This is a genomic window from Burkholderia cenocepacia (genome assembly GCF_900446215.1).
Lineage (GTDB): Bacteria > Pseudomonadota > Gammaproteobacteria > Burkholderiales > Burkholderiaceae > Burkholderia > Burkholderia cenocepacia.
In genome coordinates this window covers 233,269-246,965 of record NZ_UAQZ01000003.1, presented here as the reverse complement: position 1 = coordinate 246,965, position 13,697 = coordinate 233,269, and the positions used below count along the sequence as shown (strand labels likewise).

11 protein-coding genes are annotated in these 13,697 nt (G+C 67.6%); 4 read left to right on the top strand and 7 right to left on the bottom strand.

Going from position 1 to position 13,697, the window contains the following annotated elements:
- Positions 1-41: 41 nt before the first annotated feature.
- The 3 genes from DTA15_RS11900 to DTA15_RS11890 form a co-directional block, all read right to left on the bottom strand.
- On the bottom strand, positions 42-1,841 hold the full coding sequence (locus DTA15_RS11900; RefSeq protein ID WP_006482073.1) for a M61 family metallopeptidase: 1,800 nt from the start codon (positions 1,839-1,841) through the stop codon (positions 42-44).
- 105 nt (positions 1,842-1,946) lie between these two features.
- Positions 1,947-2,675, bottom strand: coding sequence for a DsbC family protein (locus DTA15_RS11895; protein WP_006482072.1), 729 nt, complete (start codon positions 2,673-2,675; stop codon positions 1,947-1,949).
- Positions 2,676-2,765: 90 nt separating this feature from the next.
- A complete protein-coding gene (locus tag DTA15_RS11890) occupies positions 2,766-3,944 on the bottom strand; it encodes a UbiH/UbiF family hydroxylase (RefSeq protein ID WP_006494124.1) in 1,179 nt (392 codons plus the stop codon).
- Positions 3,945-4,190: 246 nt separating this feature from the next.
- Between DTA15_RS11890 and ychF the strand changes: the two genes are divergently transcribed.
- On the top strand, positions 4,191-5,285 hold the full coding sequence (gene ychF, locus DTA15_RS11885; RefSeq protein ID WP_006482062.1) for a redox-regulated ATPase YchF: 1,095 nt from the start codon (positions 4,191-4,193) through the stop codon (positions 5,283-5,285).
- A gap of 73 nt (positions 5,286-5,358) precedes the next feature.
- Here the strand turns inward: ychF and DTA15_RS11880 are convergent, their stop codons facing one another.
- The 4 genes from DTA15_RS11880 to DTA15_RS11860 all read right to left on the bottom strand — a co-directional run bounded on the left by DTA15_RS11880 (position 5,359) and on the right by DTA15_RS11860 (position 10,289).
- Positions 5,359-6,570, bottom strand: coding sequence for an MBL fold metallo-hydrolase (locus tag DTA15_RS11880; protein ID WP_006482081.1), 1,212 nt, complete (start codon positions 6,568-6,570; stop codon positions 5,359-5,361).
- Between the two features lie 253 nt (positions 6,571-6,823).
- Positions 6,824-8,215, bottom strand: coding sequence for a GABA permease (gabP, locus tag DTA15_RS11875; protein WP_006482059.1), 1,392 nt, complete (start codon positions 8,213-8,215; stop codon positions 6,824-6,826).
- A gap of 376 nt (positions 8,216-8,591) precedes the next feature.
- A complete protein-coding gene (locus tag DTA15_RS11865; protein ID WP_006482050.1) occupies positions 8,592-8,939 on the bottom strand; it encodes an MmcQ/YjbR family DNA-binding protein in 348 nt (115 codons plus the stop codon).
- Positions 8,940-9,020: 81 nt separating this feature from the next.
- Positions 9,021-10,289: an MFS transporter gene (locus tag DTA15_RS11860; protein WP_006482055.1), complete on the bottom strand. Its 1,269-nt coding sequence runs from the start codon at positions 10,287-10,289 to the stop codon at positions 9,021-9,023.
- 193 nt (positions 10,290-10,482) lie between these two features.
- On the opposite strand from DTA15_RS11860, the gene gcvA reads away from it, so the two are divergent.
- From gcvA to ettA, 3 genes are all read left to right on the top strand, one after another.
- A complete protein-coding gene (gene gcvA, locus DTA15_RS11855) occupies positions 10,483-11,400 on the top strand; it encodes a transcriptional regulator GcvA (protein WP_006482065.1) in 918 nt (305 codons plus the stop codon).
- Positions 11,401-11,489: 89 nt separating this feature from the next.
- Positions 11,490-11,798 carry a DUF3761 domain-containing protein gene (locus tag DTA15_RS11850; RefSeq protein WP_006482070.1) on the top strand — a complete coding sequence of 103 codons (309 nt, stop codon included), beginning with the start codon at positions 11,490-11,492 and terminating at the stop codon, positions 11,796-11,798.
- Between the two features lie 168 nt (positions 11,799-11,966).
- A complete protein-coding gene (ettA, locus tag DTA15_RS11845; RefSeq protein WP_006482045.1) occupies positions 11,967-13,634 on the top strand; it encodes an energy-dependent translational throttle protein EttA in 1,668 nt (555 codons plus the stop codon).
- The last annotated feature ends 63 nt before the right edge of the window (positions 13,635-13,697 follow it).

The window sequence follows — 13,697 nt, the reverse complement described above, 5'->3', positions numbered from 1 at the left end:
GAACAATCCTTGATCGCGCCCCGATACCCGCGTGCGTCCGCTTACCCCTTCAGCCAGGCTTCGCGGGCCTTCGTGGCCGCAGCCGGCTTCGCGGCCGCCGTCAGCCGGTAGCGGGTGACTTCCGGGCCGTCGAGCTTCAGCTTCGCGGTACGCAGCTCGTCGCGGCGGAACGCGTGAACCTCGACCTTGTCGCCCGGCCGGTAGCGGGCCAGCAGCGCATCGAGGTTCGTACCCGTCACGCGCAGGCCGTCGACCGCGATCAGCGTGTCGCCGGCCGACAACCCCGCGCGATGCGCGGCGCCGCCTTCGTAGACCGCCGCCAACGTGCAGTCCGCGCCGCCGCGCGGGCGCGCGCCGATCGTCGGCTTCGCGGCCGCGCCGGTCGCGACATCGGGCGTCAGCGTCACACCGAACGGCGCGAGCAGTTCGGCGAGCGGCAGGTCGCGCGTGCCGTGCACGGCGTCGGCGAACAGGCGGCCGAGCGCGACGCCCGTCGCCTCTTCGATCAGCGTCTCGACTTCGTTTTCCTCGACGCCCGCCTGCTTGCCGCGATAGAAGTCGCGGCCGTAGCGTTGCCACAGCAGGCGCATCACGTCGTCGAGCGACTTGCGGTTGCGCGTCTGCGCGCGGATCGCGAGATCGAACGCCAGCGCGACGAGCGAGCCCTTCGTGTAATAGCTGACGATCGCGTTGGTCGCGTTCTCGTCCTGACGGTAGTACTTGATCCACGCGTCGAACGAGCTTTCCGCGACGCTCTGCTTGAGCCGGCCCGTGCCGCGCAGCACGCCGCCCACGGTGCGGCCGAGCGCCGCGAAATAGTCGTCCTGCGACATCAGCCCGCTGCGGACCAGCATCAGGTCGTCGTAATACGACGTGAAGCCCTCGAACAGCCACAGCAGCGACGTGTAGTTCTCGCGGGTGAGGTCGTACGGCACGAACGCCGCCGGCTTGATGCGCTTCACGTTCCATGTGTGGAAATACTCGTGGCTGCAGAGGCCGAGATACGTGCGATAGCCTTCCGTCGTTTCCGGTCGCCCCTTCACCGGCAGGTCGGTACGGTTGCAGATCAACGCGGTCGACGCACGATGCTCGAGGCCGCCGTAGCCGTCGCTGACCGCGAGCGTCATGAACACGTAGCGGTCCATCGGCGCCTTCTTCGACTTCGGCTCGAACAACGCGATCTGCGCCTCGCACACCCGTTTCAGGTCGTTGCGCAGCCGCTCCAGGTCGAGCTGCGTCACGCGCCCCGCGATCACGATGTCGTGCGGCACGCCGTGCGCGTCGAACGTCGCGAGCGCGAATTCGCCGATCGTCACCGGATGGTCGGACAGCTCGTCGTAGTTCGCCGCGCGATATGCGCCGAAACCGTAGCGCCGGGTGCCGCCCGCTTCGGGCAGTGCGGTGCCGACGCGCCAGGTGCGGAACGCCGCGCCGGCCGGTTTCGCGATATCGACTTCGCACGGCGCGTCCTCGCGACCGGCGACGCTCAGGAACACGGCCGTCGCGTTGAAGAAGCCGCCCGATTCGTCGAGATACGCGGAGCGCACCGACAGGTCCCATGCATACACGTCGTAACGCAGCGTCAACGCGCCGGTCACGGGCGCGGCCTGCCACGTGTGCTTGTCGGTCTTCGCGATGCGCACCTTGCGGCCCGCGTCGTTGAACGCACGCAGCGTCACGATGTTGCGCGCGAACTCGCGCACGAGATAGCTGCCCGGAATCCATACCGGCAGCGAGAAACGCTGGCCTTCGGGATCGGGATCGGCAACCGTCACCGTCACTTCGAACAGGTGCGCGGCAAGATCTTTCGGGACAATCGAATAGCGGATCGGCTGGGTCATCGTGGCAATCGGTCGGTCGAATACGGCGGCGAAAACGAAGAGAGGCGCCGGCAGATCATGCGGGCGCCCCTCGCTGGCCGGGCCATGCGCCCGGCGTGCAGTCGGTTACTTGCTCGAGGCGAGCGCCTGGTTGAGCTGGTCGGCCGATACCGCGCCCGGCAGGCGGCGGCCGTCCGGCAGGAAGATCGTCGGCGTACCTGTGACGTTCATCCCGCGGCCGAGCGCGAGGTTCTTGTCCAGCGCGCTGGTATCGCAGGTACCGGCGCCGGACGGCGCGCGGTGGTCGAGCATCCAGCTTTCCCACGTCTTCGCGCGGTCGGTCGCACACCAGATCGCCTTCGACTTCGCGGTCGAATCCGGCGACAGCACCGGATACAGGAACGTGTAGACGGTCACGTTGTCGACCGACTGCAGCGTCGTCTCGAGCTTCTTGCAGTACGGACAGTTCGGATCGGAGAACACCGCGATCTTGCGGGCGCCGTTGCCCTTGACGACCTTGATCGCATTCGCGAACGGCAGGCTCGCGAAGTCGATCTTGTTGATTTCGGACAGGCGGGCGTCGGTCAGGTTCTTGTGCGTCTTCGCGTCGACGAGATCGCCGAGCAGCACGTAGTCGCCCGCCGCGTCGCTATAGATGATCTGCGAGCCGAGGTTCACTTCGTAAAGGCCTGCAACCGGCGATTTCGACACGCTCTTGATCGGCGCGTCGTTGCCCAGCCGGGCCTGCAGCGTAGCCTTCAGCTTGTCGGTGGTCTGGTCGGCCTGCGCGGTGCAGCCAAGCGTCGCCATCGTGACGGCCAGCGCCAGCGATGCGATGCGGATCGTTTTTTTCATTGAAATCTTCCTTCAGCTCAATCGGAGTGCACGGCACAGTGTACGCCGTAACGGAACCGTCTCCGACCGGCGCGGTGGCGGAAGGTTCGCTCAGCCGAGCGCGGCCGACACGAGCCAGCGCTTCACGAGCGGCTGCGCGCCGACGAACGCCATGCCCGCATTGCGCACCGCCTTCGCGAGCGAGCCCGGCACCGCGAACAGCCGCTGCAGGCCGTCGGTCGCGACCATCAGCGCGCGGATGTCCTCCCGACGCGAACGCTCGTAGCGGCGCAGCAGCACCGTATCGCCGAGGTTGCGGAAGCTTTCCTTGCCCGCGATCGCATCGGCGAGCGCGGCGACGTCGCGCAATCCCAGGTTCATCCCCTGCCCCGCGAGCGGGTGGATCAGGTGCGCGGCATCGCCGACCAGCGCGACGCGCGGCGCGATCAGCTTGTCGACCGTCTGCAGCGCCAGCGGGAAGCCGGCGGCCGGCGTCACGCATTCGAGCGCGCCGACCTGGCCGTGCGACACGCGCTCCACCTCGGCCGCGAGCTGCGCCGGATCGAGTGCGAGCAGTGCGTCCGCGTGCGCGGTGTGCGCGGACCACACGAGCGACACGTGGCCGTCCGGCAGCGGCAGCAGCGCGATGATCTCGCCTTCGTGAAACCATTGGTACGCGGTCTCGCGGTGCGGCAAAGATGCCTTGAAATTCGCGACGACGCCCGTTTGCCGGTAGTCGCGCCGCTCTACCCTGGCCCCCATTTGGGAGCGCACCCACGAATGCGCGCCGTCGGCGCCGACGACGAGATCGGCTTCGAGCACCTGTCCCGACGACAGTGTGAGCACGGCCGCGTCGTCGCGCACGTCGAAGCCCTGCGCACGCGCGTCGAACCACGTCAGGTTCGGCTGGAAGCGCAGCGCGGCGTCGAGCGACGCCTCGACCAGCGACGATTCGGCGATCCATGCGAGCTGCGGCACGGACGCCTGGTACGCGGAGAAATGCAGTTCGGCATGCGCATCGCCATACACGCGCATGTCGTAGACGGGCGCGAGCCGGCTGTGGTCGAGCGCCTGCCAGACCCGCAGCCGCTCGAGCAACGCCTGCGAGCTGGACGACAGCGCGTAGACGCGCGTGTCGAACGCGAGATCCGCGGCGCGCGGCGTGGCCGGCTGGGCGAGCAACGCGGTCTTGTAGCCGGACTGGGTCAGCGCGAGCGCGGCCGTCTTGCCGACGAGCCCGCCGCCGACCACGGCGACGTCGAAGGAGTGGTGGGCAGTCATGGCGGGCATTATAGCCGCGGGGCCAAACCCTTACGCGGCCGGACTTTGCGGGAAATCAGCAGAATCGCAGCCCGGTGCGCCGGCGCGGCGGCCCGCCGCATCGGCCGTTCGGCGCCAGCCCGGAATCCGGGCCGCCGGCACGGTACAATAGCGTCTTTGACCGTCGGCCCGCCGCGCTCCACGCGCCGGCCGCCCTTTTTTCCCGCGCCGCCGTGCCTTGTCCGGCCGCGCCGCCTCACCCGTCCGAAGGATTCCATGAGTCTCAAATGCGGCATCGTCGGCTTGCCCAACGTCGGCAAGTCCACCCTGTTCAATGCGCTGACCAAGGCCGGCATCGCCGCCGAGAACTACCCGTTCTGCACGATCGAGCCGAACGTCGGCATCGTCGAAGTGCCGGATACGCGCCTGAAAGCGCTCTCCGAGATCGTCAAGCCGGAGCGTGTCGTGCCGGCCGTCGTCGAGTTCGTCGACATCGCGGGCCTCGTCGCGGGCGCGAGCAAGGGTGAAGGCCTCGGCAACCAGTTCCTCGCGAACATCCGCGAAACCGACGCGATCACGCACGTCGTGCGCTGCTTCGAGGACGAGAACGTCATTCACGTCGCCGGCAAGGTCAGCCCGATCGACGACATCGAAGTGATCAACACCGAACTCGCGCTCGCCGACCTCGGCACCATCGAGAAGGCGCTCACGCGCTATTCGAAGGCGGCGAAGTCGGGCAACGACAAGGAAGCGGCGAAGCTCGTCGCGGTGCTCGAAAAGGTGCGCGCGCAGCTCGACCAGGGCAAGGCCGTGCGCGGCCTCGCGCTGTCGGACGACGAACAGGCGCTGATCAAGCCGTTCTGCCTGATCACCGCGAAGCCGGCGATGTACGTCGCCAACGTGAAGGACGACGGCTTCGAGAACAACCCGCACCTCGAGGCGGTGCGCAAGTACGCGGAAAGCGAAAACGCGCCGGTGGTCGCCGTATGCGCGGCGATCGAGGCGGAAATCGCCGATCTCGACGACGCGGACAAGGAAGCCTTCCTTGCCGACATGGGCATGGAAGAGCCGGGCCTCGACCGCGTGATCCGCGCAGGCTTCAAGCTGCTCGGCCTGCAGACCTACTTCACCGCGGGCGTGAAGGAAGTGCGCGCGTGGACGATCCACATCGGCGATACCGCGCCGCAAGCGGCGGGCGTGATCCACACCGACTTCGAGCGCGGCTTCATCCGCGCGCAGACGATCGCGTTCGACGACTTCGTCACGTACAAGGGCGAGCAAGGCGCGAAGGAAGCCGGCAAGATGCGCGCGGAAGGGAAGGAATATGTCGTGCACGACGGCGACGTGATGAACTTCCTGTTCAACGTCTGAGCGTTGCTGTCGCATCGAGCGTAAAAAAGCCCGCTGAATGCGGGCTTTTTCTTTTCGACGGCGGAAGACCGACTCATTCGCGACCGACGACCTTCAGCGTCCCGGACAGATGCAGGAACTGTCCATCCTTCATCGCGATGTTCGTATCCACCGCGCCGCGTTCGAAATCCTCGACGTGCACGACGTTCGAGCCGGTGGACGGCTCATGCCAGTACACCATGTACACCTGCGGACGGACCTCGCGCGCCGTGTACTGCACCGTATCCGTCACGCCCTTGAATTGGCCGGCCGTGCCGACGAACGACATCGTCCTGTCGTCCTTGAAGTTCAGGTCGAACGCGGTAGCGCCGAACTGCACGCGCACCGTCTTGCCCGCCGCGGGGAACGGCGCCGGCGCGGGCCACTGCATCTCGCCCTTGGCAACTTTCGCGCTCAGCTCGAGCGACGGCTTCTCGCCGAGATCCGGGTAGCGCGCCTCCATCGCCGCGATGAGCGTCGTCGAATCCTTCGCGCGCGCCGCTTCCTGGTCGAACGCCTTCACGTAATTCCGCGTGAACGCGACGCCCGTGGTGAACGGCTGGCTGCCGTCGCGGTTCGGCAGGAAGTGGCCGGGCACGACGCGCGCCGGCTTCAGTGCATCGATCCGGTCGAGCGTTGCCAGCCAGTTCGCGTGCGACAGCGGCGTCTGCGTGTCGGCCATCCAGACATGAATGTTCGCGGCGACCGGGATGCCACCGACCACGGTCCGCGCGGAAGGAATCCACACGAACGTGCGATCGGGCGTCGGGCCGTCGAGCCCGACGATGCGCAACGGCTCGCCGTCGACGCGCAGCGTATTGCCGTCGAGCGGCTGCGGCACGATCACCGAAGCCGGCGCGTTGTCCTTCAGGATCGGGCCCCAGTAGGCGAGCTTGCCGTCCTTGCTGGCCGCGATCGCGGCGACGGTCTGCGGCGTCGCGACGATCTTCGCATCCGGGAACGCCGCGTGAATGGTTTCCAGCCCGAAGTAATAGTCGGGGTCGCTGTGGCTCACGTAGACGGCCTTGAGCGTCTTGCCGCTCGCCTTGATCCGGCTCACCAGCGCCTGAGCGTCGTTGCGCTGGAACTGGGCGTCGATCAGGATCGCCTCGGTCTTGCCCGAAACGATTTCGGACGAAACCGGGAAGATCGCATGCGCGCCCGGATTGTAGACATCGACGGTCAGCGGGGCAGCGATGCTTGCGGATGCGGCGCCGAGCAGCGCAGTCGCCGCGAGTGCGGAAGAAAACAGATGACGGATCGACATGGTCGGACTCTTGATTGGTGGTGAGCCCGTAGAATAAATGAAACTGTCTCGGTAACAAATATCCCGCTTGTCGATGATTTATCTCCCAACAGGAATGAATCGACCGCGACGCGGCCGTCTGAGCGGACGCCGGCCGGGCCGTTACCCGGTAATCCTTGATGAACAAAAAAAGCCCGGCCGGCACACGCCGGTCGGGCCACGATACTTCCGGGCCGTATCACTCAGGTGCTATCGCATCCGGCCGCTCGCGCGCTCACGTCGCCGACACCCGCCGCCCGGCGTTCGCCTGCGCATCGCGCCCACGCTTGTTCAGCCACGACGCGAACAGCACGATCAACGCGAGCACGGCCGTCGCGCCGACTTCCATCCGATGCTCCTCGCTGACGAACATCACGGTCAGCGTGCCGCAGATGAACAGGATCACGGCCCACGTGAGCCACGGGAACAGCCACATCCGCAGCGTCAGGTCGGCGCCGCCCGCTTCGAGCGTCTTGCGCATCCGCAGTTGCGAGATCGCGATCACGAGATACACGAGCAACGCGATCGCGCCCGACGTCGCGAGCAGGAAGCCGAACACCTGCTCCGGCATCAGGTAGTTCGCGATCACGGTCAGGAAACCGAACGCGGTCGACGCGAGCACGGCCGCGCGCGGCGTGCCGGTCGAATCGGTGCGATGCAGGAAGGCCGGCGCGTCCTTGCGCCGGGACAGCGAGAACAGCATCCGCGACGCGGTGTACAGCGCCGAATTCAGGCAGCTCGCGACCGACACGAGCACGATCACGTCGATGATCGCCTTCGCGTTCGGGATGCCGATCAGCTCCATCGCGCGCTGATACGAGCCATGCTTCGGCAGCAGCGGGTCGTTCCACGGCACGATGGCCGCGACGACGAGGATCGAGCCGAGATAGAACAGCGTGATACGCCAGATGACCGAGTTCGTCGCGCGCACGATCTGGCGTTGCGGGTTGTCCGATTCGGCGGCCGCGATCGTCACGATCTCGGTGCCGAGGAACGAGAACATCGTCGTGAGCATCGCCGCGAGCACCGCGCTCGCGCCGTGCGGCATGAAGCCGTCGTGCACGAACAGGTTCGACACGCCCGACACGGACGGCGCAGGAATGATGCCGACGATCGCCGCACCGCCGATGCACAGGAACACGACGATCGCGACGACCTTGATCAGCGCGAACCAGAATTCGAATTCGCCGTAGTTCTTGACGGAAAAGAGGTTGGTGATGGTGAGCAGCAGCGTGATGCCGAGCGCGAAGATCCACGTCGCGATGCCCGGGAACCACGCATTGAGAATGGTCGCGGCGGCGGTCGCCTCGATCGGGATCACCAGCACCCAGAACCACCAGTACAGCCAGCCGATCGTGAAGCCGGCCCAGTGGCCGATCGCGCGATCGGCATAGGTCGAGAACGACCCGCTGTCCGGATGCGCGACGGCCATTTCGCCGAGCATGCGCATCACCAGCACGACCAGCACGCCCGCGATCGCATACGCGAGTATCGATGCCGGCCCGGCTTCCGCGATCGCGTGGCCGGAGCCGACGAACAAGCCCGCGCCGATGACGCCGGCAATCGACATCATCGTCACGTGACGCTGCTTCAGGCCGGTGCCGAGGCCTGTGTTGCTTCCACTCATCTGTCTCTCTCCAAAAAACGGTTCCGATACGACCGGGTGTCGCGTGAAGGCGGCGCGGGGAGTTGTCGTTCTTGAATCCGGCTGCGACCGCGCGTGCGTCGCACGCGGGCATGGGCCGGATGGGGCCGTTCCGGCCGGGTCGTCCGCGCAGTCTGCGAAGCTGCGGGTGCGATGCGGCGCACCGGGCGCCGGCGCATCGCGTACGCCCGTTCCGTCGGCTGTCGTCAGCCGCCTTCGAAGCGAAGGAGTGTAAGCATCAAACGGTTCTTCACTAAGAACCAATTGAAGCATTTCGATGGAACCACTCGTTGCATCGATGCGAACCGATGCAACGCTTGCTCCGGTTCGGCCGCGCCTCGCGCGCCGGGCGCGCCGTTCAGTTCGCGTCGCGGGCGGCGGCTTCGTTCCGCCACTGCGCCGGCACGATTGCGTGCCATTCTCGCAGAAGCAGGTTTTTCACGGCGTCCGGATGCGCAGCCGACAGGCGCACCAGCACGATCGGCCAGCCGACATAGTGATCGGTCACGTAATACACGTCGGGCGCCGATTCGATCAGCCACGCGCGCTCGTCGGGGCCAACGCCCTTCACGACGAGCGTGTCGCCGTCCTCGCGCAGCCGCGCGAGCAGCTTGCCCTTCACCTTGAGAGCGGGCGTGCCGTACGACGTACCTTCCTCGACGCCGCGCCACGCCAGTGCGATCTGCCGGACTTCGTCGAATGTCACGATGCCTCCCCGACCATGCGTCGATGGTTGACGATCCGGCCACCCTACCGGAAATCGCGCGACGCACCCAGCCTCGCGGCGCTATCCGCCGGCCGCGCGGGCGGCGGCCGGCGCACGCCCGGTGGTCGCGACGATCGCGAACGCGATCGCATTCGCGGCGGCGCTCGCGAGGATCGGCACGAGATAGCCGCCGCCCGCATCGTAGATGAAGCCGGCGGCGGCCGGCCCGACCAGCGTGCCGAACGCGACGCTCGTGTACAGGATGCCGATGATCGCGCTCACGTTGCGCCCGCCGAAATAGTCCATCACGACCGCCGGCAGCACGGCGACCCAGCCGCCGTAGAACACGCCGAACACGAGCGCGAACGCAGCGAGCGTCGCGACGGTGCCGGCGCCCGCCCACGCGACCAGCGCGACGGCCATGCCCGCGAACATCGCGAGCAGCGACGCGCGGCGGCCGAAGCGGTCGGCGAGGCCGCCGAGGAAGAAGCGGCCGGCCGTGCTGCCGACGCCGATCGCGCCGAGCAGCAGCACGGCCGTCGATGGCGCGACGCCATGATCGAGCGCGTACGGCACGAGGTGAACGAACGGGACGAACACGCCGAACGAGCAGACGAGGCAGGCCGCGTAGAGGCTCGCGAACGGCCGCGACGTGACGGCTTCGCGCACCGTCGCGCCGGCTGGCGCGTTCGCGGCGGCCGGCGAAGCACCGGCATGCCGGCCGCCGCCGTCACGGGCGACCTCGCCGTCCGGCAGCAATCCGCGCCCGCGCGGGTCGTTCTCGATCAGCAGCGACATGCCGGCCCCCAGCACGAGCGCGATCGCGGCCAGCGTGAAATACGCGCCGCGCCAGCCAACCTGCGCGATCAGCGCGGAAGCGAGCGGCGGCATCACCAGCGTGCCGACGCCGATCCCCGCGACCGCGAGCCCCGACGCGAACCCGCGCCGACGCACGAACCAGCGCTGCACCGCGCCGACGGCCGGCACGTACGCGCAGCCGACGCCGAACCCCACCCCGAGCCCGTACGCGACGTAGACCTGCAGCAGCGTGCGCGCCGCGCCGGCGGCCGCGAGCCCCGCGCCGGTCAGCAACATCCCGACCACGGCGAGGCGCCGCGAGCCGAAACGATCGGCCAGCGGCCCACTGACGATGCCGAAGCCGAAGTAGAGGAAGCCGGCGAGCGAGAACACGAGCGAGATCTGGCCACGCGACGCGGCGAAATCCCGCTGCAGCGACTCGACGAACGCGCTGAACGTGTACGCGCTGCCGAATCCGACGAACGTGACGGCGAACGCAGCCGCCACCACGTACCAGCCGTAGAAAAGGCGCGATGCGCTCGGGCGGTTCATGACGATGCTCCTTTCGGGTTCCACCGGCTGCCGGGCGGCGTCCGGATTGCCTCGTGGATATAGTTGAACTATGTTGATCGCATCGGCCGCCGGCGGGCAGCCGTGAAACGGGCGATCCGATGCGTCAACGGTACTCGCGCGTACGCGTCGTCTCAAACGATATTTCGTCGATCTTTCGCTTTAGAAAAACTGAATGAACCGTTCGCGCCTGCCGCCGCTCAATGCGTTGCGCGCCTTCGAAGCCGCCGCCCGCCACCTGTCGGTGAAGTCGGCGGCCGAGGAGCTGTCGGTCACGCCCGGTGCGGTGAGCCAGATGATCCGCACGCTCGAGACGCATCTCGGCGTGCAGCTGTTCGAGCGCGTGAACCGCGGCATCCTGCTGACGGCCGCCGGCCGCGACTACCTGCCGCCCGTGCGCAACGCGTTCCGGCAGATCGCCGACGCGTCGCAGCGCGTGTCGGGCGCCGCCGACAGCGGCGTGCTGACCGTGAGCGTGACGCCGTTCTTCGCATCCGCGTGGCTCGTCCCGCGCCTCGCGCAGTTCCGGCAGGCTTGCCCGGACGTCGACCTGCAGGTCGTCACGAGCCACGCGCTCGCGGATTTCGCGCGCGACGGCGTCGACGTCGCGATCCGTCACGGCCTCGGGCGCTACATCGGGCTCTGCAGCGAACGGCTGCTGACGGTGGAAATCGTCGCGCTCGCGTCGCCCGACCTCGTCGCGCGGCTCGGCATGCCGGCGACGCCGGCCGAGCTCGTCGGCTGGCCGCAACTGCACGACGCCGAACGCAAGGGCTGGCACATCTGGTTCGGCGCGCAGCGAATCGACGATTTCGGCCCGCCGCGCGGCCCCGCGTTCGACGACTCGGGCCTGCTGCTGCAGGCGATCGTCGCCGGCCAGGGCGCCGGGCTGCTGCCGGCGGCGATGGTGCGCGGCGAACTGGCGAGCGGCCGGCTCGTGCAGCTTGCCGACGTCGCATGGCTCGACGATTTCGCGTACTACCTCGTCTATCCGCCGCATCACGCGGAACGGCCGAAGGTTGCCGCGTTCCGCCGCTGGATTCTCGATGCCGCGCAGGCCGACGGCGCGGCGTCGATGGCCGGCGCGGCGTAGCGTCGCGCGGCGCCCCGGCGCCGATCCGCTAACATGCGGCGCGGGCCGTCGGCCCGACATCGACAACAACGAACAGAACGAGAGAGACCATGCGTGCCCTGCTTCGCCGCGCGACCCACGTCGCGACCCTGTCCGCCGCGCTTTTCGTCGCGTGCACCGCGTTGCCGCCTGCCGCGCACGCCTATCGCGCGTCGCCCGGCTACGGCGACGAAGCCGATCTCGACCGTCACGACACCTATCGCAACCGCGACGGCGAAACCGTGCATGCGCCCGCGCATTCGAAATCGGGCCGCGTGCCGGACGGCGCGAGCGCGCGCTGCCGAGACGGCACGTACAGCTTCAGCCGCCACCGGCGCGGCACCTGCTCCGGGCATGGCGGCGTCGCCGCGTGGCTGTGAGCGCGGGTCGGCCGAATGGCCTGCGCGGTGCCAGCGGCAGCCGGCGGCGAAGTACAATACGCGCTCGCACCGCCGCGCCCCGCGCGGCACGCTCCGTACCGAATCACCCGACGCCGCCAGCCCGCGCGCTGCGCGGCCGTCTCAACCACTTCTGACTTTCACACCGAAATGGCCCAATACGTTTTCACGATGAACCGGGTCGGCAAGATCGTGCCGCCCAAGCGCCAGATCCTGAAGGACATCTCGCTGTCGTTCTTTCCCGGCGCGAAGATCGGCGTGCTCGGCCTGAACGGCTCGGGCAAGTCGACGCTGATCCGCATCATGGCGGGCGTCGACAAGGACATCGAGGGCGAAGCCACGCCGATGCCGAACCTGAACATCGGCTACCTGCCGCAGGAGCCGCAGCTCGACCCGACGAAGACCGTGCGCGAAGCCGTCGAGGAAGGCCTCGGCGACCTGTTCCAGGCGAACAAGAAGCTGGAAGAAATCTACGCGGCCTACGCCGAACCGGACGCCGACTTCGACGCGCTCGCGGCCGAACAGGCGAAATACGAAGCGATCCTCGCGTCGAGCGACGGCGGCAGCCCCGAGCAGCAGCTCGAAGTGGCCGCCGACGCGCTGCGCCTGCCGCCGTGGGACGCAAAGATCGAGCACCTGTCGGGCGGTGAGAAGCGCCGCGTCGCGCTGTGCAAGCTGCTGCTCGAGAAGCCCGACATGCTGCTGCTCGACGAACCGACCAACCACCTCGACGCCGAATCGGTCGACTGGCTCGAGCAGTTCCTGGTGCGGTTCCCGGGCACCGTGGTCGCCGTCACGCACGATCGCTACTTCCTCGACAACGCGGCCGAGTGGATTCTCGAACTCGACCGCGGCCACGGCATTCCGTGGAAGGGCAACTACAGCAGCTGGCTCGACCAGAAGGAAGAGCGCCTGAAGCAGGAAGAAGCGTCGGAATCGGCACGCCAGAAGGCGATCAAGAAGGAACTGGAGTGGGTGCGCCAGAACCCGAAGGGGCGTCAGGCGAAGTCGAAGGCGCGTATCGCGCGCTTCGAGGAACTGAGCAGCCAGGAATACCAGAAGCGCAACGAAACGCAGGAAATCTTCATTCCGGCCGGCGAACGCCTCGGTAACGAAGTGATCGAGTTCAAGAACGTCAGCAAGTCGTTCGGCGATCGCCTGCTGATCGACAACCTGAGCTTCAAGATCCCGGCCGGCGCGATCGTCGGCATCATCGGCCCGAAGGGCGCCGGCAAGTCGACGCTGTTCAAGATGCTGACCGGCAAGGAACAGCCGGATTCGGGCGAAGTCGTAATGGGCCCGACGGTGAAGCTCGCGTACGTCGACCAGAGCCGCGACGCGCTCGACGGTTCGAAGACGGTGTTCGAGGAAATCTCGGGCGGCGCCGACGTGCTGACGGTCGGCAAGTACGAAACGCCGTCGCGTGCATACATCGGCCGCTTCAACTTCAAGGGCGGCGACCAGCAGAAGATCGTCGGCAACCTGTCCGGCGGTGAGCGCGGCCGCCTGCACCTCGCGAAGACGCTGATCTCGGGCGGCAACGTGCTGCTGCTCGACGAACCGTCGAACGACCTCGACGTCGAAACGCTGCGCGCGCTGGAAGACGCGCTGCTCGAATTCGCGGGCTCGGTGATGGTGATCTCGCACGATCGCTGGTTCCTCGACCGGATCGCGACGCACATCCTCGCGTTCGAAGGCGATTCGCAGGTCACGTTCTTCGACGGCAACTACCAGGAGTACGAAGCCGACAAGCGCGCGCGCCTCGGCGAGGAAGCCGCGAAGCCGAAGCGTCTGCGCTACAAGCCGATCAGCCGCTGACCGGTGCGGCCCGGGCATCCGGCCTCGCGCTCACGCGGGGCTGGACGCCGAAGGTGATCGAAG

Coding starts and splice junctions, on each gene's coding strand:
- DTA15_RS11850 (WP_006482070.1), top strand. CDS start 11,490: ATGCGTGCCCTGCTTCGCCGCGCGACCCACGTCGCGACCCTGTCCGCC.
- ychF (WP_006482062.1), top strand. CDS start 4,191: ATGAGTCTCAAATGCGGCATCGTCGGCTTGCCCAACGTCGGCAAGTCC.
- ettA (WP_006482045.1), top strand. CDS start 11,967: ATGGCCCAATACGTTTTCACGATGAACCGGGTCGGCAAGATCGTGCCG.
- gcvA (WP_006482065.1), top strand. CDS start 10,483: ATGAACCGTTCGCGCCTGCCGCCGCTCAATGCGTTGCGCGCCTTCGAA.
- DTA15_RS11900 (WP_006482073.1), bottom strand. CDS start 1,841: ATGACCCAGCCGATCCGCTATTCGATTGTCCCGAAAGATCTTGCCGCG.
- DTA15_RS11880 (WP_006482081.1), bottom strand. CDS start 6,570: ATGTCGATCCGTCATCTGTTTTCTTCCGCACTCGCGGCGACTGCGCTG.
- DTA15_RS11895 (WP_006482072.1), bottom strand. CDS start 2,675: ATGAAAAAAACGATCCGCATCGCATCGCTGGCGCTGGCCGTCACGATG.
- DTA15_RS11890 (WP_006494124.1), bottom strand. CDS start 3,944: ATGCCCGCCATGACTGCCCACCACTCCTTCGACGTCGCCGTGGTCGGC.
- gabP (WP_006482059.1), bottom strand. CDS start 8,215: ATGAGTGGAAGCAACACAGGCCTCGGCACCGGCCTGAAGCAGCGTCAC.
- DTA15_RS11860 (WP_006482055.1), bottom strand. CDS start 10,289: ATGAACCGCCCGAGCGCATCGCGCCTTTTCTACGGCTGGTACGTGGTG.